The organism is Pseudomonas sp. B1(2018) (assembly GCF_003097365.1).
In the GTDB taxonomy this organism is placed as follows: domain Bacteria; phylum Pseudomonadota; class Gammaproteobacteria; order Pseudomonadales; family Pseudomonadaceae; genus Aquipseudomonas; species Aquipseudomonas laurylsulfatiphila.
This window is the reverse complement of the sequence record NZ_PYUK01000020.1, coordinates 20,201-45,129: the sequence shown is the minus strand read 5'-3', so window position 1 is coordinate 45,129 and position 24,929 is coordinate 20,201. Positions and strand designations below refer to the sequence as shown.

21 protein-coding genes are annotated in these 24,929 nt (G+C 62.2%); 11 read left to right on the top strand and 10 right to left on the bottom strand.

Annotation, left to right across the window (positions count from 1 at the left end; genetic code table 11):
- Positions 1-496: 496 nt before the first annotated feature.
- Entirely contained in the window at positions 497-2,470 is a 1,974-nt protein-coding gene (locus tag C9422_RS25660; RefSeq protein WP_116582593.1) for an alkyl/aryl-sulfatase, read from the bottom strand.
- A gap of 137 nt (positions 2,471-2,607) precedes the next feature.
- Here C9422_RS25660 and C9422_RS25655 point away from each other — a divergent pair, with 137 nt between their 5' ends.
- The 4 genes from C9422_RS25655 to C9422_RS25640 all read left to right on the top strand — a co-directional run bounded on the left by C9422_RS25655 (position 2,608) and on the right by C9422_RS25640 (position 7,517).
- Positions 2,608-3,276: an ABC transporter ATP-binding protein gene (locus C9422_RS25655; protein ID WP_116582592.1), complete on the top strand. Its 669-nt coding sequence runs from the start codon at positions 2,608-2,610 to the stop codon at positions 3,274-3,276.
- 1 nt (position 3,277) lies between these two features.
- Positions 3,278-5,749: an FtsX-like permease family protein gene (locus C9422_RS25650; RefSeq protein ID WP_116582652.1), complete on the top strand. Its 2,472-nt coding sequence runs from the start codon at positions 3,278-3,280 to the stop codon at positions 5,747-5,749.
- Positions 5,739-6,821 (top strand): lipocalin-like domain-containing protein, encoded by a 1,083-nt coding sequence (locus tag C9422_RS25645; RefSeq protein WP_116582591.1) that lies wholly within the window; start codon positions 5,739-5,741, stop codon positions 6,819-6,821. The genes C9422_RS25650 and C9422_RS25645 overlap by 11 nt, the downstream gene beginning before the upstream one ends.
- Positions 6,822-6,938: 117 nt before the next feature.
- A complete protein-coding gene (locus tag C9422_RS25640; protein WP_116582590.1) occupies positions 6,939-7,517 on the top strand; it encodes a hypothetical protein in 579 nt (192 codons plus the stop codon).
- A 542-nt stretch (positions 7,518-8,059) separates the two neighbouring features.
- On the opposite strand, the gene C9422_RS25635 is transcribed toward C9422_RS25640, so the two are convergent.
- The 3 genes from C9422_RS25635 to C9422_RS25625 form a co-directional block, all read right to left on the bottom strand.
- Positions 8,060-9,478 carry a VOC family protein gene (locus C9422_RS25635; protein WP_116582589.1) on the bottom strand — a complete coding sequence of 473 codons (1,419 nt, stop codon included), beginning with the start codon at positions 9,476-9,478 and terminating at the stop codon, positions 8,060-8,062.
- A 110-nt stretch (positions 9,479-9,588) separates the two neighbouring features.
- Positions 9,589-10,545, bottom strand: a complete 957-nt coding sequence (locus C9422_RS25630) for an alpha/beta fold hydrolase (RefSeq protein WP_116582588.1) — start codon at positions 10,543-10,545, stop codon at positions 9,589-9,591.
- Positions 10,546-10,567: 22 nt separating this feature from the next.
- Complete coding sequence (locus C9422_RS25625; RefSeq protein ID WP_116582587.1) at positions 10,568-12,022, bottom strand: NAD(P)/FAD-dependent oxidoreductase; 1,455 nt, start codon at positions 12,020-12,022, stop codon at positions 10,568-10,570.
- Between the two features lie 198 nt (positions 12,023-12,220).
- Between C9422_RS25625 and C9422_RS25620 the strand changes: the two genes are divergently transcribed.
- Positions 12,221-13,294, top strand: coding sequence for a diguanylate cyclase (locus C9422_RS25620; protein WP_007975766.1), 1,074 nt, complete (start codon positions 12,221-12,223; stop codon positions 13,292-13,294).
- 209 nt (positions 13,295-13,503) lie between these two features.
- Here the strand turns inward: C9422_RS25620 and C9422_RS25615 are convergent, their stop codons facing one another.
- From C9422_RS25615 to C9422_RS25605, 3 genes are all read right to left on the bottom strand, one after another.
- Entirely contained in the window at positions 13,504-14,373 is an 870-nt protein-coding gene (locus C9422_RS25615; protein ID WP_007975765.1) for an oxaloacetate decarboxylase, read from the bottom strand.
- Positions 14,374-14,515: 142 nt separating this feature from the next.
- Positions 14,516-15,550, bottom strand: a complete 1,035-nt coding sequence (astA, locus tag C9422_RS25610; RefSeq protein WP_116582586.1) for an arginine N-succinyltransferase — start codon at positions 15,548-15,550, stop codon at positions 14,516-14,518.
- 55 nt (positions 15,551-15,605) lie between these two features.
- Entirely contained in the window at positions 15,606-16,622 is a 1,017-nt protein-coding gene (locus C9422_RS25605; RefSeq protein ID WP_116582585.1) for an arginine N-succinyltransferase, read from the bottom strand.
- Between the two features lie 738 nt (positions 16,623-17,360).
- On the opposite strand from C9422_RS25605, the gene C9422_RS25595 reads away from it, so the two are divergent.
- Both C9422_RS25595 and cobF read left to right on the top strand, forming a co-directional pair.
- The gene (locus C9422_RS25595) at positions 17,361-17,936 is read left to right on the top strand and encodes a histidine phosphatase family protein (RefSeq protein WP_116582584.1); all 576 of its coding nucleotides are present in this window, start codon (positions 17,361-17,363) and stop codon (positions 17,934-17,936) included.
- A complete protein-coding gene (gene cobF, locus C9422_RS25590; protein WP_116582583.1) occupies positions 17,933-18,688 on the top strand; it encodes a precorrin-6A synthase (deacetylating) in 756 nt (251 codons plus the stop codon). The genes C9422_RS25595 and cobF overlap by 4 nt, the downstream gene beginning before the upstream one ends.
- A 130-nt stretch (positions 18,689-18,818) precedes the next feature.
- On the opposite strand, the gene ftrA is transcribed toward cobF, so the two are convergent.
- The gene (gene ftrA / locus C9422_RS25585) at positions 18,819-19,793 is read right to left on the bottom strand and encodes a transcriptional regulator FtrA (RefSeq protein WP_116582582.1); all 975 of its coding nucleotides are present in this window, start codon (positions 19,791-19,793) and stop codon (positions 18,819-18,821) included.
- Between the two features lie 101 nt (positions 19,794-19,894).
- Between ftrA and C9422_RS25580 the strand changes: the two genes are divergently transcribed.
- Positions 19,895-20,329 (top strand): rhodanese-like domain-containing protein, encoded by a 435-nt coding sequence (locus tag C9422_RS25580; RefSeq protein ID WP_116582581.1) that lies wholly within the window; start codon positions 19,895-19,897, stop codon positions 20,327-20,329.
- A gap of 1 nt (position 20,330) precedes the next feature.
- Here the strand turns inward: C9422_RS25580 and C9422_RS25575 are convergent, their stop codons facing one another.
- Positions 20,331-21,059: a type 1 glutamine amidotransferase gene (locus C9422_RS25575; protein ID WP_256590033.1), complete on the bottom strand. Its 729-nt coding sequence runs from the start codon at positions 21,057-21,059 to the stop codon at positions 20,331-20,333.
- A gap of 330 nt (positions 21,060-21,389) precedes the next feature.
- Between C9422_RS25575 and C9422_RS25570 the strand changes: the two genes are divergently transcribed.
- The 3 genes from C9422_RS25570 to C9422_RS25560 all read left to right on the top strand — a co-directional run bounded on the left by C9422_RS25570 (position 21,390) and on the right by C9422_RS25560 (position 24,358).
- Positions 21,390-22,169, top strand: coding sequence for an ABC transporter substrate-binding protein (locus tag C9422_RS25570; protein WP_007975754.1), 780 nt, complete (start codon positions 21,390-21,392; stop codon positions 22,167-22,169).
- 168 nt (positions 22,170-22,337) lie between these two features.
- Positions 22,338-23,450, top strand: a complete 1,113-nt coding sequence (locus tag C9422_RS25565; RefSeq protein ID WP_116582580.1) for a succinylglutamate desuccinylase/aspartoacylase family protein — start codon at positions 22,338-22,340, stop codon at positions 23,448-23,450.
- Between the two features lie 191 nt (positions 23,451-23,641).
- Positions 23,642-24,358, top strand: coding sequence for an alpha/beta hydrolase (locus C9422_RS25560; protein ID WP_116582579.1), 717 nt, complete (start codon positions 23,642-23,644; stop codon positions 24,356-24,358).
- Between the two features lie 3 nt (positions 24,359-24,361).
- Here C9422_RS25560 and C9422_RS25555 read toward each other — a convergent pair whose 3' ends face one another.
- Positions 24,362-24,928 (bottom strand): hypothetical protein, encoded by a 567-nt coding sequence (locus C9422_RS25555; RefSeq protein ID WP_116582578.1) that lies wholly within the window; start codon positions 24,926-24,928, stop codon positions 24,362-24,364.
- Position 24,929 lies beyond the last annotated feature (1 nt).

The following is a 24,929-nucleotide window of genomic DNA, read 5'->3' as shown; positions in this document are numbered from 1 at the left end:
ACAGCGGGGCACTTTTGTCAAACGCCCGGAGTGCCGGCCCAGCCAAAAGGGACCAAAAAGTCTCGCCCCTTACGTACGGCCCCTCGCTGAGGCTCGGGGTTCCTTCGCTCCGGTATTCATCCGGGGGCATTGCCCTCCGGTCGGCTTCGCTTCGACCTGCATGCAATGAGTTCGACTGCGTCGAACGGCGCTGCGCACCCATCCCCGGATGAACACCTCCGCTCAGCCTGCCGAGGGGGCGGGTGGATCAAGATCAAGAGCGGCAGGCGAGCTAACGCTCGGCCTGTAGGAGCTGCCGAAGGCTGCGATCTTTTGATCTTCTTGCCCTCCGGTTCTGCCCAGTGGGCAACCCGGCATGGATGGCGGCGGGCTCTGTAGGAGCGAGCTTGCTCCGGGCGGCGTTCCGACGAAAAACCTGAGGGCACCGCGGGGTGTCAGGCTCTGCGCATCATCGTTGACCTCCATCGCGAGCAAGCTCGCTCCTACAGGTGATCTGTCACGGGGTAACGATATTGAACTGCGGCGCAAACGTATCGAGGCTGGTCATCAACTCTCCAAGCTTCTTGCCATTGCCTTGCAATTTGATCAGGCCTTTCTGGATCGCCGTTGGGATGTCCAGTTGCTTGAGGCTGATCTGTTCCAGGGTGGCCTTGCTCATGGTCACGCCAGCATCCGCCTGGGCGTTGAGGCCGGCGCGGTGGGTCAGCACGCCGTTGCGCAGGGTCAGGTTGAAGTCCTGGTTCAGGTCCTCGAAGGTCCAGTTCAGGGTCAGGTCATGGCCTGCGGCCTTTTCGCTGTCCAGACGCACGGCCAGGAAGTCGAAGAACATCTGCGGGCTCATCGCCCGCACCATGTCCACCGACACCGAAGTGCCTGCATGGGGCGGTACGCCGTTGCGCAGCTCCATGGCGCCGGTCAGGTACATGTTGCGCCAGGTGGCGTTTTCGCTTTGATAGCCCATCTGCTCCAGCGCCTCGGCCTGGGCTTTGCGCGCGTCGCCGTTGTCCGGGTTGGCGAACAGCAATTGATTGCCCAGTTGCGCGGCCCAGCGGTACTCACCCTTGGTCATCGCCGCGCGCATTTTCTCCAGTACCGCGGCTTCGCCACCCATGGCTTCGACCGTGTACTTCGCCGTCTCCACAGGAGGCAGCGGATTGAGGTTGGCCGGGTTGCCGTCATAGAACCCCATGTAGCGCTGATACACCGCACGGGTGTTGAAGCTCAGCGAGCCGTAGTAGCCACGGGTGTACCACTTCTGGTCCAGGCTGCCGGGGAGTTTCTTGATCGAGTCGGCGATTTCCAGCGGTGTCAGGCCCTGGTTCAGCAGGTGCAGGGTGCGGTCATTGAGGAAGGCGTACATGTCGCGTTGGTCGGCGAGGAAGGTGCGGATGCGTTCGCCGCCCCAGGTCGGCCAGTTGTGCTGGGCGAACAGCACGTCGCTCTTGTCACCGTATCGCGCCAGGCTGCCGTCCAGGTACTCGGCCCAGGCCTTGGCATCCCGCACTTGCGCGCCGCGCGGGGTGAGGATGTTGTGCATCATTTGCGTGGCGTTTTCCGCCATGCACAAGGCACGCAACTGCGGCAGGTACAGGTTCATTTCCGCGGGCGCCTCGGTGCCCGGGGTCAATTGGAATTCCACTTCGAGGCCGGCGATGGTGCGGGTCTCCAGTGCCTTGTCGATCAGGTCGGTGGGTGGGATCAGGGTGACGGTGCCGCCGCTCGGCGTGCTCTTGCCCAGGCCGGCGTCGACCTGGCCTTTTTCGCCCCGTGGCAGCAGGCTGCCGAACTGGAACTGCGCGCGGCGGCTCATGGCGTTGCCGGCGTAGACGTTCTCGCTCATCACGTGTTCCATGAACCCGGCGGGGGCGAACACCTTGACCTTGCCGGCCTTGACGTCGGCTTCGTCGATCACCCCGCGCACGCCACCGAAGTGGTCGACGTGGGTGTGGCTGTAGATCACCGCCACCACCGGTTTGTGCGGGCGGTTCTGGTAGTACAGGTCCAGCGCTGCCTTGGCGGTTTCGGCCATGGTCAAGGGGTCGATGATGATCAGCCCGTCGTCGCCTTCGATGATGGTCATGTTAGCGAGATCAAGGCCGCGCACCTGATACAAACGCGGGCTGACTTCGAACAATCCGGCATGGGCGCTGAGCTGGGCCAGGCGCCAGAGGCTCGGGTTGACCGACTCCGGGGCCTGGTCCTTGGCGAGGAAGTCATAGGCCTGGATATCCCAGATGACCTTGCCCGAGGCGTCCTTGACCTGGCCCTTGAAGGGCGCGATCAAGCCCTTGGTGACCGACTCGTAGTCGGTGCGGTCGGTGAAGGGCAGTTGCTTCAGCACGGCGGCGTTACTGGCCGTGGTTTGCGGGCTGGCCGCGACCGGTGCATCGGCGGCGACCACCGCTTGCGACAGGCAGGCGGTGATGAGGCAAGCGAGCAGCCCACGAGGGCTCAAGGTGAAACGAGGCATGGCGTCTCCGTTTTTTATCGTTATGGCTAGACCAGCTTCGAGGGTAGGGCGGGGCACGGGCAGGGCGATCATCGGCAACGGACAAAAAACATTCAGGGCCGCTATCCTTGAGCCACGCATACCCAGCAGGTTGACCCATGCTTGAAGTCCATGGCGTTTTCAAAAGCTACGCCACACCGCAGGGGCCGCTGCCGGTGCTGCAAGGCGTCGACCTGACGCTCAGGCCCGGCAGCAGTCTGGCGTTGATGGGCGAGTCGGGCAGTGGCAAAAGCACTTTGCTGCACCTGATCGCCGGGCTGGACAAGGTCGATCGCGGCAGCATCCGCAGTGGCGGGCATCGCCTGGAACAGATGAACGAAGGGCAGCTGGCAAACTGGCGTCGTACGGAAATCGGCCTGGTGTTCCAGCAATTCAACCTGATCGGCAGCCTGCGGGTCGAAGACAACCTGGCGATTCAGGCGCGTCTGGCCGGGCGTCATGACCCACGCTGGCAAGCCCATCTGGTGCGGCGCCTGGGCCTGGGCGAGCTGTTGCGGCGCTACCCGGAGCAACTGTCCGGCGGCCAGCAACAACGGGTCGCGCTGGGCCGGGCGCTGGCGTCGCGCCCGCCATTGTTGCTGGCCGACGAGCCCACCGGCAGTCTCGATGAAACCACCGGCGCCGAGGTATTGCAGTTGCTGCTGGAACTGCTCGACGACAGTCCCACCAGCCTGCTGATGGTCACCCACAGTCCCGGCGTGGCGGCGCGGCTGGCGGAAAAGGCTTTGCTGTGCGGTGGTCGCCTGGCCGGTGTGGGCGAGCGCTGACATGAGCATCTTTGGCCAGACCCTGCGCGCGCTGCTCAGCCACTGGCGGCAGCATCCGGTGCAGTTTTTCAGCGTGCTGACCGGGTTGTGGCTGGCCACCGGCCTGTTGACCGGCGTCCAGGCACTCAACAGCCAGGCCCGCGACAGCTATGCCCGCGCCAGTCAATTGATCGGCGGTGAGCCCCAGGCCAGTCTCAGTGCGCCCGGTGGCGGCACCTTCCCACAGCAATGGTTTGTCGATCTGCGCCGCGCGGGGTGGCCTGTGTCACCGGTACTGCAGGGCCGGGTCACGCTCAAGGGGCATGAAGAACAGCGCCTGCAGTTGATGGGCATCGAGCCGGTGTCGCTGCCGGCGGGCGCGGCGGTGGCGGGGCAGGCCTTGGCGATCGAGCAGGTGGTCGGCTTTTTCAGCCCGCCAGGCAGTACCTGGATATCGTCGCAAACCTTGCAGGCACTGGGCTTGCGCGAAGGTGACCGGCCACTGAACCTGGCGGGCGTGGCACTGCCGCCGCTGCAGGTGCAGGCCGACATGACGCCCGGTGTGCTGCTGGTGGACATCGGTTTTGCCCAGCAGATCCTGGGGTTGCCGGATCAACTGTCGCGCCTGCTGCTACCGAAGGATTTCACTGCGCCGCTGCCGCAGGCCTTCCAGGGCCAACTGCAACTCAAGAGTGCCGGCGAAGAAAACAACCTCACACGCCTGACCGAAAGCTTTCACCTGAACCTTGCGGCCCTGGGGGTGCTGTCATTCGTGGTCGGTCTGTTTATCGTGCACGCCGCCATCGGGCTGGCGCTGGAGCAACGCCGGGGTTTGCTGCGGACCCTGCGTGCCTGTGGGGTGAGTGCGCGCATGCTGATCGCCTGTCTCGCCGTCGAATTGGGTGGGTTGGCCCTGATCGGCGGTGTGGCCGGGGTGGTCAGCGGCTACCTGCTGGCCGCCGTGCTGTTGCCGGATGTCGCCGCCAGCCTGCGTGGCTTGTATGGTGCCGAAGTGGCGGGGCAGTTGAACCTTGGCCTGTCATGGTGGTTCAGTGGTATCGGCCTGAGTCTGATCGGCGCGTTGCTGGCCGGTGTCAACAGTCTGCTGCGGGCGGCGCGTTTGCCATTGCTGGCGCTGGCCGACCCGCAGGCCTGGCATCAGGCCCATGCACGCTGGTTGCGCCGCCAGGCTTGGGTGGCGGCCATGGCCGGGGTGATCGCGCTGCTGGCGCTCACCTTCGGTGACAGCCTGGTCAGTGGCTTCGTGCTGATGGCGGCGCTGTTGATCGCAGCCGCACTGGCGTTGCCGGTGGTACTCAGTTCGCTGCTCAGTCTCGCTTCGCAGCGCAGTCGCTCGGTACTGGGCCAATGGTTTGTCGCCGATTGCCGCCAGCAACTTCCGGCGTTGAGCCTGGCGTTGATGGCGCTGCTGTTGGCCATGGCGGCAAACATCGGTGCCGGCAGCATGACCGCAGGGTTTCGCCAGACCTTCAGCGACTGGCTCGAGCAACGACTGACGGCCGAGCTTTACCTCAACCCCCAGAACCCGGCCCAGGCCAGGGAACTGCACGGCTGGCTCGACCAGCAGCCACAACTGGCGGCGGTGCTGCCCAACTGGCAGGTGTCGATCCAGTTGCAGGGCTGGCCGACGGACCTGTCCGGGATCATCGACCACCCGACCTACCGGCAGCACTGGCCGTTGCTCGAGGCCCTGGGCGACACCCCCTGGGAACGGCTGGCCAAGGACGATGCGGTGATGCTCAGCGAGCAACTGGCCCGGCGCCTGCGCGTGCAACTGGGCGACCACCTGACGCTGCCGACGCCCACTGGCCCCTGGTCGCCACGGATCGTCGGGATCTACGCCGACTACGGCAATCCCAAGGGCCACATTCTGGTCAATATCAACCACCTGCTGCGCGGCTGGCCGCAACTGGCACCGAACCGCTTCAACCTGCGCATCGAACCGGCGTCGATCCCGGCGTTCGTCACGGCGCTGCAGGCGCGTTTTACCCTGGACGACAGCCGCATCGTCGATCAGGCGCGGCTCAAGGGCTGGTCCACGCAAGTCTTCGAACGCACCTTCGCCGCCACTGCTGCGCTCAATAGCCTGACGTTGTGCGTAGCCGGCGTGGCGCTGTTCATCAGCCTGCTGACCCAAAGCCAGAGCCGTCTCGGGCAACTGGCGCCGCTATGGGCACTGGGCGTGACGCGCCGGCATCTGATGTTGCTCAACCTCGGGCAGACCTGGTTGCTGGCGCTGCTGACCCTGGTGCTGGCGTTGCCGTTGGGCATCGCCCTGGCGTGGTGCCTGGACACGGTGATCAATGTGCAGGCCTTTGGCTGGCGCCTGCCGTTGCGGGTGTTCCCGTTGCAACTGTTGCAGTTGATGGGGCTGGCGCTGGTGGCGACATTGCTGGCTTCGGCCTGGCCGTTGTTCCGTTTGTACCGCACGCAACCGGCGGACTTGCTGCGGACGTTTGCCCATGAAGATTAACCTCGGTGTCTTGCTCCTGGCGCTGCTGGTGCTGCTGTTGAATGGCTGCGATCAACCGGCGCCGTTAGAAAAGGGGTTTGCCGGGCTGGGCAACCAGGCCGCTGCGTTTACCAAGGTGGTGCCCGGCCGGGTGTTCAGTTTCCCGGCGGATCACGGCCCGCACGATGGCTTTCGCATCGAATGGTGGTACATCACCGCCAACCTGAAGGACGCTCAGGGGCATGAGTTCGGCGCGCAATGGACGCTGTTTCGCAGCGCCTTGAAAGCCAGCCCCGAGGGGGCAGGCTGGCAGAACCAGACGATCTGGCTCGGGCACGCGGCGGTGACGTCGGCGACGGTGCATCACGCGGCTGAGCGCTACGCCCGTGGCGGCGTCGGTCAGGCTGGTGTCAGCGTTGCGCCGTTCAATGCATGGATCGACGACTGGCAACTGAGCAGCCAGGCGACAGCCGAGGATCCGTTGGCCGACCTGCTGCTCAGCGCCCGCGACAAGCGCTTCAGCTACCGGCTGCGGTTGACCTCGACAGGTCCGCTGGTGCTGCAAGGCGACAAGGGCTTCAGCCAGAAATCCGAACAGGGTCAGGCCTCTTACTACTACAGCCAGCCGTTTTTCCAGGCCAGCGGTACCCTGGAAATCGACGGCCAGACCTTTCAGGTCAGTGGTCCGGCCTGGCTCGACCGTGAATGGAGCAGCCAGCCCCTGACGGCCAACCAGAGCGGTTGGGACTGGTTCTCCCTGCACCTGGACAGCGGCGAGCAGGTGATGCTGTATCGCATGCGGCAAAAAGACGGCGAGCCTTACCTCACCGGCACCTGGATCGACGCCCGGGGGCAGACACAGTTGCTGCACGCCGGCGATATCAGCCTCACACCGCAAGACAGGGCGAGCGTGGCCGGGCGCGAGATGCCCGTGCGCTGGTCGATCAGGATCCCCTCCAGACACCTCGATATCACCATCACCGCGCTCAATCCCCAGGCGTGGATGGACTTGCGCATACCGTACTGGGAAGGCCCGGTGCGCCTCAGTGGCAGTCATGCAGGGAACGGCTATCTGGAAATGACCGGGTATTAGAAAATCAGCGGCCTGCTGCGACCACTTGCTGAACAGCGTCTATGCTCATCGCACACATGGCATTGCGCTTTGCGTCAACGCCGTCTGTTGTCATTCATCACAGGGAAAGTTCTGCCTATGAAACGCCACGCACTGACCAAAGCCATCACCCTCGCCACCTTGCTGTCTGCCGCCAGTTTCGGTGCGGTTGCCGCCGAACTCCCGTTGTCCGAAGTCGTGGTGGTCGATCAGGTTGCCACCCAAGTCGTTTCGGTAGATACCGCAAACCGTATCGTGGTCCTCAAAGGCCCGCAGGGTAATGAGTTCCCTGTGCAGCTGACCGAAAAGGCAAAAAACCTCGACAACCTCAAGGCTGGCGACAAAGTCGACATCAGGGTCACCAGCGCCGTTGCCGCCTTCCTCGACACCGATGTCGACAAAGGCCTGCCGGGCACTGCCGAAGCCACTGGCGAAGTGCGCGCGGCACCCGGTAGCGACAACCCCGGCGGCGAAGCTTACCGTCAGGTGAAAGTGCAGCTGAAAATCACCCACATCGACCTGAAAAAACACCAGGTGACTTTTGAAAACCCGGAAGGAAAATCCAAGACGGTTGACGTCAAGCGACCTGAAGTCCAAGCCAAACTCAAGGACTTGAAAGTTGGACAAAGCGTTAACGTGGTTTACACCGACATATTGACAGTGACCAGCAAGCACTGAGATTGAGTGATATGGGCTGATTGTTTTCGTAGAAGTCTTGTACAGGAATAATCAGCTCATAGCGTTTAACGGTCGCGTTTAAAGCGTTGTGCGGCGTTGTTATCAAGTCGATGTTTCCTTAAACATTGTGTCGATAAATTTCATCTTTGCAGTGCGGACATATTGATTCTCATCTACTAAAATGCTTTCCGTTCGCCCAGTGTACGGCTCTTTACCAGTGCATGGATTGCCGAGGCCATCGCACTGGGCGAACACTTTATTGGTTGTATTGAAAGTTTCGGATATAAAAAACGGGCGACCTGCGGGTCGCCCGTTTTTTTTGGGGGGATTTCAGCGTGGGCACGGTCCCCTGTAGGAGCTGGCTTGTCGGGTCGCCGCATCGCAGCGATGGTCGTTAACGATAACGCGGGTGAGCTGGATAAACGCGGTCCCCTGTAGGAGCTGGCTTGCCTGCGATGGTCGTCAACGATAACGCGGGCGAACTGGATGAACGCGGCGCGCTTGAGTCCATCGCCAGCAAGCTGGCTCCTACAGGTGTTGCGTTATCGGTGTTGCCCGGGATTGCTTGAAGAGCCTTTTTCAACATCGGCCAACGCCGCGAAACACTGCTCGATCGAGCGCCGCTGGCTCTCGGCATACAACGCCAATTCATCGATCGTCGAACGCCCCAAGGCCTTTTCGAACGCCTGCTGATTGGAGTGCACGCCGTACCGGGTTTGCGCCGCGTCCCCCAGGTTCGACTGAAAAATCCCCGCCGCGCTGACCGGCAGGAAGTCTTCATACACCAACGGCTCAACCCGCAGGTAACCGCTGCCGAGCAGGTCGTCCAGTGCGACGTTTTTCAGGTCGCCCGCCGCCAGGCCTTTTTCCGTCACGAAGTAGCGGAAGTAAGCCAGCTCCTGTTGGCGCATGCCTTCCCAGGTGTCGGGGAACTCGCTGAAATGCTGCGCCATCAGGGCGTTATAGCGCACGGCGTTGGCTTCGTTGGGGAAGTCCTTGAGTTCGTCCCGCGCGGCGTTGAGCAAGCGGTCGTACAGTGCGCGGCCTTTTGGCGTGAGGGCGGCACCGCGCTGTTCGATCTCGCCGAAGCGGGCACTGTGGCTGCCGCGAGCTTCGTTCTGATCGGTGAAGGCAATCGGCTCGTCGAGGGCCTTGAAACTGGTCTGGCGCAGCAGGATCGGGCACTGGCGGCGGGGCGGACCTTCGATCACCGCTTTGGGGGTGATGCCATGGGCGGGCATTTGCGCCTGGACGATGTCGATGTCCAGGGTCCGTGGCGTCAGGTGGTTGATGTGCGGGCCCTTGAACGCCACCACGTCGGCGATCAGCCGATGCTGGGCGCTGAGCTTCTGGTACTGCTCGGCGGTGACGGTGGCGCTGTGGTGCCAGCGAAAGGTTTCCAGGGCCTGTTCGACGAATTCGCGGGCTTGCGGTTCGGTCAGGCCACCCTCGGATTCTGCACACTCGATCAGCGTGAGGGCTTTGGCGGTGAAGATCGAGCGCCGGTCGAGCATCGACTGGGCGAACGCTCGCAGCTCCAGGTCTTCGATCAACTCCAGGCGCAACAGCGAGGTGAACACCCGGAATGGACTGACCTGCAACGACGCTTCATGCACGGCGCGAAACGCCGTGGAATGTACCGGCACGCCGGCCGGTGTCAGGTCGTAGTAACCCACCGGTTGCATCCCCATCACCGCGAACAGGCGGGCGAGGGTCGCCAGTTCATCGGCCGTACCGACGCGGATCGCTCCATGGCGCTCCAGGTCCAGGCGCTCGATTTCGCCGGTGCTGGTGAGCTGTTGCAGGATCTGCGGATCGCTTTGCAGCACGTGTCGGTTGGTCTGCTCCACCAGTTCCATCAACGCGCCATACAACGGCACTTCCTCGCGGTACATGTCGGACATCGCTTTGGAAAAGCGTTGGCGGATCAGGTCAGGGCTGACGAAGCTCGGGTGGTTCATGAACAGGATTCCTGGCGCGGTGACGTAAAGGATGGGCAAAAGATCGCAGCCTTCAGCGACGCCGACAAACGAAGTTTCTGACGAACTTCATTCTGCAAAGGACTGCAAACCTAGTGGAGTCGTTGATCCTGTGGACTCTCCGAACGCAGTGATGCCAAAAACTCCCGATACAGCCGCGCCGAACCGGAGGGCGCTTCCACCATGGGCATGTGCCCGATGGCGTCCCAGATATACACGCGCAGGTCGGCGATGCCTTTGCTCCAGACCGCCACGCTGCTGACGTCGATCAGCCGGTCCTTGCGCCCCCACAGCAACAGCGACGGGACGCTGATGTCGGGCAGGTGGGGTTCCATCGGCGGGCTGGCACGGAAGTCGCGGAAGATTTCCTCCAGCTCCTCGCGGGACTGTTCATAGCGCTGGGCCACGGCATCGAGCACGAGCTTCGGCACCCAGGGCGGGGACGCCATGGTCATGGCGTAGAAACGCTGGAACTCCTCCCGCGAATGAATCAGAAACGGGTTGTGGCCCTTGGCCAAATGCCGCTCCAGGTCACTGGGCTCGGGCGAGGTGACCCCCGCCGGGTCGATCAGGGCCAGGGACACAATGCGCTCCGGGTAATTGGCCGCGAGCCACGCCGCCATATAGCCACCCATGGAGTTGCCGATGACATGGACTTTCTCGACGCCGCACACGTCCAGCAGCTGGATCATGCGCTTGGCCTGCAACGGTATGTCGTAGCCGCCGCCCGCCTTGAAGCCGGTCTCGCCATGGCCGGCGATGTCCGGGATGATCACCCGATGGCTGCCGACAAAGTGCCGGGCGAAACGCAGCCAGAGGTTCTTGTCGGCGCTGAAGCCATGGAGCATCAGCACGCTGCTGGTGGCCTCGTACGGCCCGCCTTGCCAGGTAGAGACGGTCATCTCGGGGATGGGCACGACGATTTTATGCAGCCGGTAAAGCTTGGCCTCGGCCGCCATGCTCAAGTCATAGAGCCAGTAGCCGATGGCCGGGTAGGTCAGCCAGCTCCAGGCGACGAACACTGCGAGAACCACGAACAACAAAAGCATCACGCGTCTCCCTTCTATCTGCTCAGGACAAAATGTGATCGGCGGGTTTCAGCGCTCGGGTCAAGCGATGAAAGCTGAAACTGAACCCCGGAAACATCGCAATCACATGACCGCTCTTGCTTTGATACCAACTGTGGCAACCACCGGACTTCCACACGGTGCGTTCCATTTCCCGGTGGATCATTTCAGTGTAGGTACGTTCCGCCTCATGGCGAACTTCGATGCTGCGTAAACCTTGAGCCTTCAAGGTGCGAATGCAGTCGAGGATGTAGTTCATCTGCGATTCGATGATGAACAGCGCCGAGGTGTGGCCGATCCCGGTGTTCGGCCCGGTGACGATAAACAGGTTGGGAAAGTCGGGCAGGGCGGTGCCTAGGTAGGCCCGAGGGTATTGCGCCCAGACCTCCTTGAGACGGGTGCCGTTTTTTCCTGTGACCGGGTAGGAAATCACCCCGTCGGTGGCGTCGTAGCCGGTGGACCAGACGATCAGGTCCACGTCGATGTGCTGGCCGTCCAGGGTAACGATGCCGGTTTCGTCGATGGCGGCGATGCCTTGCTCGCGGCTGTGCAGCGTCACGTTGCGCCGCGCCAGTGCCGGGTACAGCGTGCTGGACAGGATCACCCGTTTGCAGCCGATGGTGTAGTCCGGCGTCAGTTGACGCCGCAATTCGGCGTCCGGCACCTGGCGTTTGAGAAAACGCAGGGCCTGGCGCTGGACCATGTGTATCGCCGGCTTCGAATACTTGAAGGCAATCACCCGGGTTTCGAACTGCCAGTAGATCCCCCAGCGCAGCAGTTTGTAGGCCGGCTTGAGTCCCAGCAGCCAGCGCTGGAAACGGCCAAAGCTGCGGTCAGCCCGGGGCAATACCCAGTGGGGCGTGCGCTGGAACACATGCAAGTGTCCGACGTCCGGGGCGATGGCCGGTATCACCTGGGCCGCACTGGCGCCGCTGCCGACGATGGCCACGCGTTTGTCCCGATAGTCGTAGCCGTGATCCCAGTTGTTGGTGTGAAACGTTTTACCTTGAAAACGCTCCTGTCCCTCGAAGTGCGGCACCACCGGTTGGCTCAGCGGCCCGGTCGCGTTGATCAGGAACTGCGCGCAATACGTGCCCTTGCCGGCTGTGTAGACGGTCCAGCGCTTGCTGATGTCGTCCCATTCGATGCGCTCGACATTCGCATCCAGTTCCACCTTGTCGCGCAGGCCGAAGTGCTCCACTACATGGCGGGTGTAGCGATGCAGCTCGGCCTGTTCGGCGAACATCTGCGTCCAGCGATAGGGTGCGAAAGACAATGAATACAGCGGCGAAGGGACGTCGACGGCCGCGCCGGGGTAGGTGTTCTGGCACCAGGTGCCGCCGAAGAAATCCCGCCGCTCCAGCAGGCGAAAATCGTCGATGCCGGCCTTGAGCAAATTGATTGCGGCACATTGGCCGCCAAACCCGCTGCCGATGATCAATACTTGAAAGGTCTGCATGGGCCTCCTCTTATGGTCATTGATCAACCCCTTCTTTCATGTATAGCCGTTTCCGGGGTGAGGCTTTTGCTTTTATGCGAGGGTGATGCCGCGATATTCAGCCCGCCAGCCGGTGATGGCTATTTAATCTCGCCCTGATAGACTCCAGCGCACAGGCACAGGCTGTTATCGCATTCCGTCGAGTGGCACAGAGGCCTTATGGAAAAAGCGGGAGGAAAGGCGTTCTCATTGGCCAGGAGGCTCTATACATCGCGAATCCTGGGGGTGGCCCTGGGATTGGTGTGCGTGAGCGCGGCGATGTATCCACTCGATCCGGCGCCCTGGGTCTGGGGTTTCATGTGGTTCAATGGCCTGGTCTGGCCGCATGTGGCTTATCAATGGGCGCGCCGGGCCAGAAAGCCTTATCACGCCGAACACCGCAATCTGCTGATCGATGCCTTTCTGGGCGGTTTCTGGATTGCCGCGATGCATTTCAATCCACTGCCCAGCGCGACCACCATTTCCATGATGGCCATGAACAACGTGGCCATCGGCGGCATGCGCTTCCTGCTGGCCGGGACGGCCGCGCAAGTGCTGGGCATCGGCGTCGGTTTGCAGATTTTCGCCCCGGCGTTCATTCCGGCGACCAGCCCGCTGCAGCTCTATGCCTGTTTGCCCTTGCTGTGCCTGTATCCGTTGGCGCTGGGCTGGATCTGCTTTCGCCAGGCCCATACCCTCGGCCGCCAGAAGCGTGAACTGCTGGCACTGAGCCGCACCGACAGCCTGACGGGCCTGTTCAACCATGGCGCCTGGAAGGACCAGCTGGAAGTCGAGTTCCAGCGCTGCAAACGCCAGCAAAAGGGCGGGGCGATTGCCCTGATCGACATCGATCATTTCAAGGCCATCAACGACACCTACGGCCATGTTGCCGGTGATATCGTCCTGCGTCAGTTGAGCAAGATGCTCAAGCAGAACCTGCGAGCGACCGATGTGGCCGGGCGCTACGGCGGTGACGAGTTCTGCGTGATCCTTCCGGACCTGCCCCTGAACCGCGCTGCGGTGCTCATGGATGCCCTGCGTGATCGCTTCGCCACCCTGGGCTACGAGCAGAGTCCGGCGCTGAAAGTCAGCCTGAGCATTGGCCTGGCGTCATTCGACCCGGCGCACACCGATGCGACGCTTTGGCTCAACGACGCCGATCATGCGCTGTACGAAGCCAAGACCACCGGGCGTAACCGCGTGATCTGTTGCGGCAATGGCAAACCCCATCGCGAACTGCTCGACTCGGCGTGACCGCCCACCGCATAACCTGTGGGAGCGGGCTTGCTCGCGATGGCGCAGTGTCAGGCCGCAGGGATGTTGGCAGTGATGGCCCCTTCGCGAGCAAGCCCGCTCCCACAAGGATCTGGGTGAATACAAGATTTGTGTTCAACAAAAACCAACTGTGGGAGCGGGCCCGCGATGGCGGCGTGTCGGTTCACGCTGTCAGCGGCATGAAACCATCACTCCTTCACGCTCATGAACTCTTCCGCGTAGCGGATGTATTCCTCAGGTTGCGTGTAGGTGTGAGTCAGCTCGGTCGCGCTCAGGTCCGAGGTCTGGGTGAGGATCTGGCGTTGTTCGCGCAGGCTGTCGTAGGTCGCCTTGATCGCGGCGAAGTAGGCACCATGGCCGTCGATGGTCACGCGCACGCCCAGTTCCGCCAGGCGCTTGTCGTCGCGCAGCAGCGGGTTGCCGTAGGTGACCAGCATCAGCGGCACGCTCAAGTGCTCGGCGATCTGCTCCAGATGGTCGAAGTCCTTTACACCCACCATGCAGATCCCGTCGGCCCCGGCTTGCTGGTATTGCCGGGTGCGGCTGATGATTTCCTGCACCGGCAGAATCCCGGCGTGGGTGCGGGCGATGATCGCCATTTCCTTATCGCAGCGGGCTTCCAGTGCCGCGCGGATCTTGCCGACGCCTTCGGCGACCGTGATCAGGTCGGTGGATTTGCGGCCGAACTGCGCGGGCAGCAGGGTGTCTTCGATGGTCAGCGCGGCGACGCCGGCGCGTTCGAGCTCGACGATGGTGCGCATGACGTTGAGCGCGTTGCCATAGCCGTGGTCGGCATCGGCAATCACCGGCAACTGGGCAACACGGCCGATGCGGGTGGCCTGTTCAGCGAACTCGCTGAGGGTGATCAGGGCAAAGTCGGGGGCGCCCAGCACCTGCAGCGAAGCGACCGAGCCACCCAGGATCCCGACTTCGAAGCCCAGGTCGGCGGCGATGCGCGCCGACATCGGGTCGAACACCGAGGCCGTGTGGTAGCAGGTGTTGGAGGCGAACAGTTGGCGAAAATTGCGGCGCAAATCTTGATGGGAAAGCCTGGACATATGAGTTCCACCAATGGAATGGAAGGGCTTGAGCAAAAGTGTCAACGCCGAAGAAATAAAAGGCTATCACGCGCGCAGGGGGAGAATGATGACGAATTTGCTGGGTAAGCCGGATTGACGCCTGAGGCAGCAAGCTGATAGGTCACGCCGCTGCGGCCTGGTGCCGCTGGTTGAGCAGCGGCACGGCGCGTACCGAGTCGCCGGGCTGCAGTTGCAAGCGCTTGGCGGTCAGGCGATCGACCACCAGGCTGTTGCCCGACAGTCGGGCCGGGACGCAGGTAATGCGGCAGTTTTCCAGGCGCCGATTGTGAATCAGCCAGAGCGGATCGTTAGCGTCCGGCGAGCCGATGGCCAGTTGCAGCGGTCGGCTGTCGCACACGGTGCGGATACCGGAAACCGGGGCCTCGATGACCGGTCCGCCGTCGAAGATATCGATATGGCCGTTGTGGGCAAAACCTTCGGCGCTGAGGATTTTCAGGGCCGGCTCGGTGTTCGGGTGGGGCTTGCCGATCACCGCCTGGGCCTGTTCGGTGAGCAGGCAGGTGTACAGCGGCTGGCGTGGCATGAGTTCGGCGATGAACGATTTGTTGCCCAGCCCGGACAAGTGGTCGGCATGGCTGAAATCCATCTTGAAAAAATGCCGGCCGAGGCTGTCCCAGAACGGTGAGCCGCCTCGTTCGTCGGTACTGCCGCGTAATTCGGCGATCAGCCGGTTGCCGAACAGCTGCGTAAACTCGGCCACGAACAACAAACGCCCGAGCGAAAGCAAACGGCCGTTGCTTCCCTGGCGCTGGTCGGGGCGCAGGTACAACGAGCAGACTTCCGATTGCCCGGTCAATTCGTTGCTCAGGAACAGGGTCGGGATCTGGCGCTGGATACCCAAGTCCGCGCAAGCATTGACCGTGAGCCCGACCCGGTAGTTGTACCAGGGCTCGCGCAGGCCGATTCCCCCCGTCAGGGCGCTGACGCCCACCACTTGCTGCTCGTCGTCCTCGAGCACGAACAGGTAATCGGCATCGGCCCGATCGACCTGCCCGGCGAAAGTGCGTTGGGCCCAGCGGATCCGGTAGGCCAGGCGTTCTTCGTCGGCCGGCAGGCTGGTGAGTCCGGGGCTGGCCTGACGCACCAGCGTAAACAAGGCGGGCAGGTCGGTGATCTGGACCGGACGGACAATCATGCGGCTGTTCCTTGTTCATGGGTGTTCGGGCGTTGGCGTTGACCCAGGTGGGCACTCACAGGGCGATCAGCCTGACCGGGCTGCCCTCGGTGACCTTCAGCGCCGTGCACATGGCCGCGTCCAGCGTGACGGGTTGCCCGGCGATGTAGTCAAGATCGGCGACGATGGCCCGATAGTCCGTCAAGGACTCGTTGCTCACCAGATAGCTGCCCCGGGCATCGTTCACCGGGCCGCGCTGTGTGAGGCCACACTGGCTGTGGGCGATGGACCGAATGCCCGAGGTGCGCGCATAGAGCGTCGGGCCGCCATCGAACAGGTCGATGTAGCTGTTGGTTTCGAAGCCTTCACGCTCGAGGATATCGAAGGCTTCCTGGCCATCGGGGTGGATGCTGCCGATGCAGTCCTGTGCCGCTTTGGGCAGCATGGGCACGTAAATCGGATACTGCGGCATCAGTTCGGCGAGAAAGGTGCGGCTTTGCAGGCCGCAAAGCCGTTCGGCCTCGACGTAGGGCAGGTCGAAGAAATGCTTGCCCACGGCATCCCAGAATGGCGAGTGCCCTTCATCACTGCTGTAACCAACGATTTCGGTGATCACCGTTGCGGAAAACCGCCCGGGGTGGGCCGCGATGAACAACAGGCGCGCCCGGGACAGCAGTTCGGAATGGGCGGTGCGTACCCGTGCGGCATCGATATGGAAGCCGCGCAGCAAGGTGTGGCCGCTGAGGTCGTGACACAACGACAAGGCCGGTACACCGTGCTCGATGTTCAGTTCCCGCGAGGCACTGGTGAAGTGCCGGTTGCGCAGGCTGTAGAACGGCTCGTCGTACCCCGCCGTGGCGAGGATTTCCGAGCAGCCGACCAGGTGCTGCGTCGCCGGGTCTTCGAGGACAAATAAATAGTTTTCCGGGCCGTGACCCTCGACGTCTTTCTCGAACGAGGCACAGGAATCGAGAATTTTTTCGCGCAACCGTTCGCTGTCGTCGGGCAGGGATGTGACGCCCACCAGGCTTTCACGAGCCAGCTTCTGCAACCTTGGCAGGTCAGCCAACTCGACTGGACGCAAGACCAGCATGGAGACACTCCTGTATCAAACGATCCGGCGGTTTGAGCCGAACCTGACTATCACTGTCGGTTTTTCCACACATTTATTCGGTGGACATCTGATCGTTGTCAGGCGCCACTCTTTTTCTTGTCAGATGCTAGCTGGGGTTGCCTGCATTAAACGAGGGACGGACGGCTCGGCCGCAGGCGTTGCCGGGCCTGGCACATTGATCGGGTATTGGAGAAAGGGCATCCGGGCTCCTGCTGGATGAGCGTGGCACATGTTTTAACAGTCCGTTGAAAAGAGTATTTAATTATCGCGTGCTGCCTGTCTAGTTAATTTTCGCGTGGTCCGGCCGTGCCCGAAAAAGGGGCAAAGTGCCTTCAGCCAGGGGCTACGCCGATGTCGCAAAGTCTTGTAGGCAATTGCCTTGGTTGCAGTCAGCGATAACAGAAAACCTGCCAGGAAATGCCTGACGGAGCCCGCTTCAAACAGGAAAATTAAACGCCCCCAAGGCTTGATGCCGATCAGTCAAGGGGCGGCCAGCGCTGATCAACCTGTGGCGAGGGAGCTTGCTCCCGCTGGGCAGCGAAGCGGCCCCAACAAATGGGCCTGCTGTGCAGTCCAGCGGGAGCAAGCTCCCTCGCCACAGGTCAGTGTCACTCTTAACTGATCGGCATTACCCAAAGGCCTGCTTTCTTGCGGCACAATTGCCCGATGGCAGTCCCCTGACGCCGTTGTTCCTTTCCATCCCTGGAGTGATTGCCGGTGCAGGCGACCCGTTTAACCCTGATTTGTCACGCTCGAACCGTCGCACAGAAACTGGCGCGCTTTCCATTGGACGAACCTCTGGAGATGGATTGGCAAGCGCTCAGGCTTTCCCGTTGCAATCAGTTCAAGGGCGTTCCACGCCTTGTCTGCGGTCCGGAACTGCGCACCCGGCAAACCGCTGAGCTGTTCGGTAGCGCGGCGCAGATTGTCGACTCACTGAAGGATTGCGACTTCGGGCGTTGGGGCGGTGAGCGCATCGGCGACTTGCAAAAAAACGATCCCGGGGCCCTCGAGCATTGGCTGGGGGATCCGGCTTCGGCTCCCCACGGTGGCGAGTCGCTGGTGCAATTGGGCGAGCGGGTGGGGGCGTGGTTGACCGCGTTGCAATCGACGCCCGGGCACATCGTTGCCATTACCCATCCCTTTGTCATCCGCGCCGCTCTGACGCACGTGTTGCAGGGAGCGGCATCCGACATGATCGACGTCGAACCCCTGTCGGCGGTGGAGCTGAGGTTTCAGGGCCGCTGGCGGTTGCGCTTGCCGGGCACCGACCCCGAGGACCTGTTGCAATGAAAACACTCCTCGTCATCGGCATTGGCGCCGGCAACCCCGACTACATCACGATGCAAGCGGTGAAGGCGCTGAATCAGGTCGACGTTTTTTTCCTCATGGACAAGGGCGAGAGCAAAGACAAGCTCATCGACTTGCGGCGCGAAATCTGCGAACGCTACATCACCGACCACGATTACCGTTTTGTCCAGGCCCACAGCCCCGAGCGCGAGCGCGGTGAGGTGGACTACAGGAGCAGTGTCGACGACTTGAACCTGGCCAAACAGCAGACCTTCGAACGGTTGATCAATGACGAACTGTCCGACGGCCAGTGTGGCGGTTTCCTGGTGTGGGGCGACCCTGCGCTGTACGACAGCACAATCCGTATCCTTCAGGCGATCCAGGCCTCGGGCGCCTGCGCGTTCGAGTTCGAGGTGATCCCCGGCATTACCAGCGTCCAGGCCCTGGCGGCACAGCACAAGGTGACGCTGAACCAGATTGGCCGCTCTGTTGAAATCACCACGGGCCGGCGGTTGGCGGCAGGGCAGGTGGGCGATGCCGACAGCCTGGTGGTGATGCTTGATGCCCAGGATGCCTACCATCAGGTGGCGGACCGGGACACCGAGATTTACTGGGGGGCCTATCTGGGGACGCCGGATGAAATCCTGATCAGCGGCAAACTCAAGGATGTGGCGGATGAAATCGAACGGGTGCGCAAGGCGGCACGGCTGGCCAATGGCTGGATCATGGATACCTATCTGTTGCGCAAGCCTTGATCAGGCTGTGACCGGGCTGACGCCTTCGCGGGCAAGTCGGATCGCCGCACCGCCGCTCCCACAGGTATTGTGTTGTTCACACCATCCCTGTGGGAGCGGGCTTGCCCGCGAAGAGGCCCTCGAGAACACCTCAAAAACCAACACTGCCCCCACGCCCAAACCGCTCCCGATACACCGAAGGCGGCACGCCAACCACAGTGCGAAAGGCCACCCGAAAACTTTCCACCGAGCGATAACCGCAACGTTCGGCGATCTGTTCGGTGTTCTGGTCGCTGCTTTCCAGCAGCTCGCGGGCGCGGCCCAGACGTTGCTGCTGCAACCAGGTTTTCGGTGACTGGCCGCTGGCTTCGGTGAAGCGACGCAGGAAGGTGCGTTCGCTCATGGCGGCTTCGCTGGCCAGGTCGCGCACTTCCAGCGGTTCGTGCAAGCGCTCACGTGCCCACTGCATGACGCGGGAAAGATCGCTACGCGGTGTGGGGCTGACCGGCGTCGGAATGAATTGCGCCTGGCCGCCGCTGCGTTGCGGCGACATGACCAGGCGGCGGGCCACGGAATTGGCCACTTGCGTGCCGAAATCCCGGGCCACCAGATGCAGGCAGGCATCGATGCCGGCCGCGCTGCCGGCTGAGGTGATCAACTGGCCCGAATCGACATACAGCACGTCCGGGTCCACCAGGATGCCGGGAAACCGCTCGGCCAGTTCCGAGGTGTAGCGCCAGTGCGTGGTCGCACCGTGCCCGTCGAGCAACCCGGTGGCGGCGAGGACGAACACCCCGGAGCAGATCGACAGTAACCGTGCGCCCCGCGCATGGGCCTGGCGCAGGGCGTCGATGAGCTCTGCGGGGACCGTGGCGTTGCGGTCGCGCCAGCCGGGAATGATGATGGTGCGGGCATCGGCGAGCAATTCCATGCCGCCGTCGGCCAGGACCTGGATACCGCCCATGGCACGCATCGGGCCTTGATCGACGGCGACGATACGATGTTCGTACCACGGGAAATCGAACTCGGGGCGTGGCAGGCCGAAGATCTCCACGGCAATGCCGAACTCGAATGTGCAGAGGCCGTCGTAGGCCAGAATCGCGACCTTGGCTGGGTTGGGATGCATTTGGCGGAAAATTCCCGATCGGTGTCTTGTGCGCCACTGTAGCCGCAAGTGCCTGGCGGATAAAGTCTCCCCACACCCACCGCCTCTTTGGAGTACAGCCCATGACCAGTCTGGTTCGCGAAATTCCCGCCGCCCCATCGGCCATCGCCCTGATGCATTTCAGCAACCGTCTGACGTTCGAGACCGATTGTTCCGACGTCTACGGCAGCCAGCAGGCTGGCGAAATCGATTTCATTCTGGTGGATGTGCGTGGCCCGCTGGCGTTCGAGCGCGGGCATGTACCGGGAGCGATCAACATTCCCGGGCGCTTGCTGAACGCCGAGGGTCTGGCCGGTTATCCGAAAAACAGCCTGTTCGTGGTCTATTGCGCCGGGCCTCACTGCAACGGCGCCAACAAGGCCGCGGTGAAGCTGGCGGCCCTGGGCTATCCGGTCAAGGAGATGATCGGCGGCGTGACCGGGTGGCTGGATGAAGGGTTTGAGTTGAGTGCCGGGGTGAAGCGGCAAACCGCTAGCGTGGTCGGTTGCGAGTGTTGATCTAACCGAAAAGATCGCAGGCTGCGCCAGCTCCTACATTGGATTGCGTTGCCTGTAGGAGCTGCCGAAGGCTGCGATCTTTTGATCTTTGTTGTTCACTCCCCGCCGCCCACCACTCATCCAGTGTCGCCTGCAACCACGCCAACACCTCGGCATAGGCTGCATCGTCCTGCGGCCCCCGCGGCAACGGCGACTCATCGCCAAAATGCGCATTGAGCATGGCCACCGACTCGGCGTTCCACTCCGGATGAAACTGCAACCCCAGTCGCGCCGGCCCGGCGCGGTACATCTGCTGCACACAGTGCTCGCTGCTGGCCAACAACTGCGCGCCAGGCGGCAGGTCGATGGCGTCTTCGTGCCACTCGAGTACCTTCAGCGCTTGCCCATCGATAAAGCTCACCGTGGTCCATCCGGTTTCGCTCCGGTCCATGCGCCGTACATGGCCGCCCAGACTCAACGCCAGCAACTGAGCCCCCAGGCAGATGGCGAACACGGCGCCGCCCAGATCCAGACTGCCTTTGAGCCATTGCCGTTCGGCCGCAAGCCAGGCCGGGCCGGCATTGGATTCATAAGGCCCGCCCAACAGGATCACCGGATCGGCGCTGACGGGCGGCAACTGCCCCAGGTCGGCGCGAAACACCTTCAGCGTCAGCCCTCTGGACTCGGCCCAAAAGGCGATGGCACCCGGGCCTTCGGCGGGGTGGTGCTGGATCAGGTTCAACGTGGGCATCGCGCTACTCTCGATGGGACGCAAGGGCGCCCAATGTGCCGTAAAACACTCGGTATCGCCAGTCGGCCCGGTACGTCGGTTGGCGCCGAAAGAGCTGTAGTCCTGGTCTGAAAACGCGATCTGTCCGACAGACGTTGCGCCGTCATGGTGAATCCACCGCAATGACTCGATCCTGCTGCCACTTTTTTATAAATATTTGTCGCCTTGGCGTAATTTACCCTCCTGTAGCCGCTCTAGACTGCCGGCCACTTCGGTTTCCGCTCACAAAGCAAGGACCGAACGCTGCCAATCGAAGCTGCCAATAAAAGCCTCCGCACACAGGAGTTATAAATGAAGAAGCTAGTGATGTTCGGTGCCCTGGCACTGTCGATGTTGTCCCTGACCGCCGTGGCTGACGACGCCAAGCCGATTCGCATCGGCATCGAAGCCGGCTACCCGCCATTTTCGATGAAAACCCCTGACGGCAAACTCACCGGTTTCGACGTGGACATCGGCGATGCCCTGTGCGAGCAGATGAAGGTCAAGTGCACCTGGGTCGAGCAAGAGTTCGACGGTCTGATCCCTGCGCTGAAGGTCAAGAAAATCGACGCCATCCTGTCGTCCATGACCATCACGGACGACCGCAAGAAGAACGTCGATTTCACCATCAAGTACTACCACACCCCGGCGCGCTTCGTGATGAAGGAAGGCACCGACGTCAAGGACCCGCTGACCGAACTCAAGGGCAAGAAAGTCGGTGTACTGCGCGCCAGTACCCACGACCGCTTCGCCACTGAAGTGCTGCAACCGGCAGGGATTGTCCTGGTGCGCTACGGCTCCCAGCAGGAAGCCAACCTGGACATGGTCTCCGGCCGCATCGACGCGCTGCTGGCCGACTCGGTCAACCTGGACGACGGTTTCCTGAAAACCGACGCCGGTAAAGGTTTTGCCTTCGTCGGCCCTGAGTACAACGATCCGAAGTACTTTGGTGGCGGCGCCGGCATTGCCGTGCGCAAGGGCGATACCGCCCTGGCCGAGCAGTTCAACAAAGCCATCACCGAGATCCGCGCCAACGGCAAGTACAAGCAAGTGCAGGACAAGTACTTCAAGTTTGACGTTTACGGCGAGTAATCCAGCCGTTCGAGAAAGTGGCAGCCGTTGACGCGACTGCCACTTTTTTTATGTCAACACATTTCCCCTGTAGGAGCTGCCGAAGGCTGCGATCTTTTAAGCTGTTTAAAAAGATCAAAAGATCGCAGCCTTCGGCAGCTCCTACACATGGAACATCGGAGTCCCTCCATGCAACGCATCGACCACAAACTGCCCTGGAGCCACCTGGGCACTGAGCGCACCCTCAGCGTGTTTCGTTATGGCGCGGGCCCGCGCAAGGTGTACATCCAGGCCAGCCTGCACGCCGACGAATTGCCGGGCATGCGCACGGCCTGGGAGTTGAAGAAGCGCCTGACCGAACTTGAACAACAGGGACAGTTGAACGGTGTGATCGAACTGGTGCCGGTGGCCAATCCCATTGGCCTCGACCAGCACCTGCAAGGCAGCCACATGGGACGCTTCGAACTGGGCAGCGGCAAGAACTTCAACCGCTCGTTCGTCGAACTCAGTGCACCGGTGGCCGATCGGGTCGGTGATCGCCTCGGCAGCGATGCCCAGGCCAACATCGCGCTGATTCGCCAGACCATGGGCCAGGTGCTCGATGACTTGCCGGCAGCGACATCGCAGCTGGAAGCCATGCATCGCCTGTTGCTGCGCCATGCCTGCGACGCCGACATCACCCTCGACCTGCATTGCGATTTCGAAGCAGCGATCCACATTTATGCGTTGCCGCAGCACTGGCCACAATGGCGATCCCTGGCGGCGCGCTTGCAGGCTGGCGTGGCGCTGTTGTGTGAAGACTCCGGCGGCAGCTCGTTCGACGAGTCCTGTTCTTCGCCCTGGTTACGTCTGGCCCGGGCGTTCCCGGCGGCCTCGATTCCCCCGGCCAACCTGGCGACCACGCTGGAGCTGGGCAGCATGGGGGACACCCGGGTCGACCAGGCCCGGGCCAATTGCGAGGCCATTCTCGGCTTCCTAGCCGAGCAGGGTTTCATCTCCGGCACCTGGCCGGCGGCGCCGGCCGACTGCTGTGAAGGCATGCCGTTCGAAGGCACCCAATACCTGTTCGCACCGCATCACGGTGTGGTCAGTTTCCTGCGTGAGGCCGGGGAATGGGTAGAAAAGGGCGATGCGCTGTTCGAGGTGGTCGACCCGTTGAACGACAAGGTCACCACCGTGCAGGCCGGCACCAGTGGCGTGCTGTTCGCCATCGACCGTGGGCGCTACACCCAGCCCGGCACCTGGCAGGCGAAAGTCGCCGGGCGTGAGCCGATTCGGGTGGGGAAGCTGATCAACGACTGAGTCCGGAATTTTCTTTATCTGTACTGGCCTCTTCGCGGGCAAGCCCGCTCCCACAGGTTTTGTGAACGCCACAGATCCAGTGTGGGAGCGGGCTTGCCCGCGATGGCGGCATTCGCCACGCCCGAGATGTTCCTGCCAGCAGACCAGTGTTAGGCTCTTGCGCGAATCCTGCATTCCGTGAAGGAAGACCCATGTTGAAGATTCTCGCGCTGCTCACGCTGTTGGCATCCACTGCCGTCCACGCCCAAACCCCGCTGCAAACCGACCTGCCACTCAAATACCTGGCACAGGCCTCCGCCGATTCGAACCATCAACCCCTGGTGATTTTCCTTCACGGTTACGGAAGTAACGAGCAGGACCTGTTCGGCATCAAGGATGACTTGCCCGCGTCCTACACCTACCTGTCGGTGCGGGCACCTTTGGTAATGGAGGAGGGCAGCTATCAGTGGTTCCGCAAGAAGGGCGAAGGGGCCTACAACGGTGAGACCGATGATTTGAAGGCCAGTGGCCAGGTGTTGCTGGACTTCGTCGCACAGGCCGCGAAGAAATATCACACCGAACCGGAGAAGGTGTTCCTGGTGGGGTTCAGCCAGGGTGCGATCATGTCTTACGAAGTGGGCTTGCGGCACCCCGAAGCGCTCGGCGGGATCGCGGCGTTGAGCGGGCGGATTCTGCCGGTGCTCAAGGCCGAACTCAAACCGGATGAAAAGCGCCAGTCGCTGGCGATTTTCATCGGTCATGGCGAACAGGACAAACGCCTTCCCTACAGCGACGGTACCGAGGCCAACAGCCTGTTGCAGAGCGTGTCACTCGACCCTGAGTTTCACGGCTACCCCGGTGTTGGCCACAACATCAGCGCCGAAGAGATCCAGGACTTGAGCGCCTGGTTGCAGCGTCTTAACCCCTGAGCCTTATTTTCCGCTGACGATCTGTTTGATCAGGGTTTCATGGGCTGCCATGTCGCCAGGGCGGGAAATCACCTGGATCACCGCCATGCGGGTGCCGGAGGCGGCCATCAGCGTGGTGGTGAGGGTCATGCCACCGCCTTGCGTGGCAGTGCCGTCGATCTGGCGCAGGCCCAGCCCGGATTTCTGGGTGAGGGTTTTCTCGCTGAGCTTGTTGTAGTCGGGCAGGGACTTGTGTTGCGCCGCATCGAAGTCGGCCACGGTGCCGTCGAGGAACCCGCCATCGTTGTCCTTGACGCTGATGCCGTTGGGCAGGGTGTTTTCAGCGGCGATCACCACGGTCTTGGTGGATTCGTTGCTGTACAGGGTGCCGCTGGCACCGTCCGGGCTGGCCGGCAGCGGGTTGGCGATGAAACCCTTGGGCAGGTTGAAGGTGAACTTGCTGCCGAGCATCGAAACTTTCTGCGCTGGCGCATCGCTGGAAGTGGCCTTGGCGGCCTGCGCATTCAAAGCCCCCAGGCCGGTAGCGGCTGCCAACAGCAGGACAAGGGCTTTTTTACTCAACAAAGACATC

Excerpts from the sequence above, each read along its gene's own strand:
- C9422_RS25660 (WP_116582593.1), bottom strand. The coding sequence starts at position 2,470 with ATGCCTCGTTTCACCTTGAGCCCTCGTGGGCTGCTCGCTTGCCTCATC.
- C9422_RS25655 (WP_116582592.1), top strand. The coding sequence starts at position 2,608 with ATGCTTGAAGTCCATGGCGTTTTCAAAAGCTACGCCACACCGCAGGGG.
- C9422_RS25650 (WP_116582652.1), top strand. The coding sequence starts at position 3,278 with ATGAGCATCTTTGGCCAGACCCTGCGCGCGCTGCTCAGCCACTGGCGG.
- C9422_RS25645 (WP_116582591.1), top strand. The coding sequence starts at position 5,739 with ATGAAGATTAACCTCGGTGTCTTGCTCCTGGCGCTGCTGGTGCTGCTG.
- C9422_RS25640 (WP_116582590.1), top strand. The coding sequence starts at position 6,939 with ATGAAACGCCACGCACTGACCAAAGCCATCACCCTCGCCACCTTGCTG.
- C9422_RS25635 (WP_116582589.1), bottom strand. The coding sequence starts at position 9,478 with ATGAACCACCCGAGCTTCGTCAGCCCTGACCTGATCCGCCAACGCTTT.
- C9422_RS25630 (WP_116582588.1), bottom strand. The coding sequence starts at position 10,545 with ATGCTTTTGTTGTTCGTGGTTCTCGCAGTGTTCGTCGCCTGGAGCTGG.
- C9422_RS25625 (WP_116582587.1), bottom strand. The coding sequence starts at position 12,022 with ATGCAGACCTTTCAAGTATTGATCATCGGCAGCGGGTTTGGCGGCCAA.
- C9422_RS25620 (WP_007975766.1), top strand. The coding sequence starts at position 12,221 with ATGGAAAAAGCGGGAGGAAAGGCGTTCTCATTGGCCAGGAGGCTCTAT.
- C9422_RS25615 (WP_007975765.1), bottom strand. The coding sequence starts at position 14,373 with ATGTCCAGGCTTTCCCATCAAGATTTGCGCCGCAATTTTCGCCAACTG.
- astA (WP_116582586.1), bottom strand. The coding sequence starts at position 15,550 with ATGATTGTCCGTCCGGTCCAGATCACCGACCTGCCCGCCTTGTTTACG.
- C9422_RS25605 (WP_116582585.1), bottom strand. The coding sequence starts at position 16,622 with ATGCTGGTCTTGCGTCCAGTCGAGTTGGCTGACCTGCCAAGGTTGCAG.
- cobF (WP_116582583.1), top strand. The coding sequence starts at position 17,933 with ATGAAAACACTCCTCGTCATCGGCATTGGCGCCGGCAACCCCGACTAC.
- ftrA (WP_116582582.1), bottom strand. The coding sequence starts at position 19,793 with ATGCATCCCAACCCAGCCAAGGTCGCGATTCTGGCCTACGACGGCCTC.
- C9422_RS25580 (WP_116582581.1), top strand. The coding sequence starts at position 19,895 with ATGACCAGTCTGGTTCGCGAAATTCCCGCCGCCCCATCGGCCATCGCC.
- C9422_RS25575 (WP_256590033.1), bottom strand. The coding sequence starts at position 21,059 with ATGCCCACGTTGAACCTGATCCAGCACCACCCCGCCGAAGGCCCGGGT.
- C9422_RS25570 (WP_007975754.1), top strand. The coding sequence starts at position 21,390 with ATGAAGAAGCTAGTGATGTTCGGTGCCCTGGCACTGTCGATGTTGTCC.
- C9422_RS25565 (WP_116582580.1), top strand. The coding sequence starts at position 22,338 with ATGCAACGCATCGACCACAAACTGCCCTGGAGCCACCTGGGCACTGAG.
- C9422_RS25560 (WP_116582579.1), top strand. The coding sequence starts at position 23,642 with ATGTTGAAGATTCTCGCGCTGCTCACGCTGTTGGCATCCACTGCCGTC.
- C9422_RS25555 (WP_116582578.1), bottom strand. The coding sequence starts at position 24,928 with ATGTCTTTGTTGAGTAAAAAAGCCCTTGTCCTGCTGTTGGCAGCCGCT.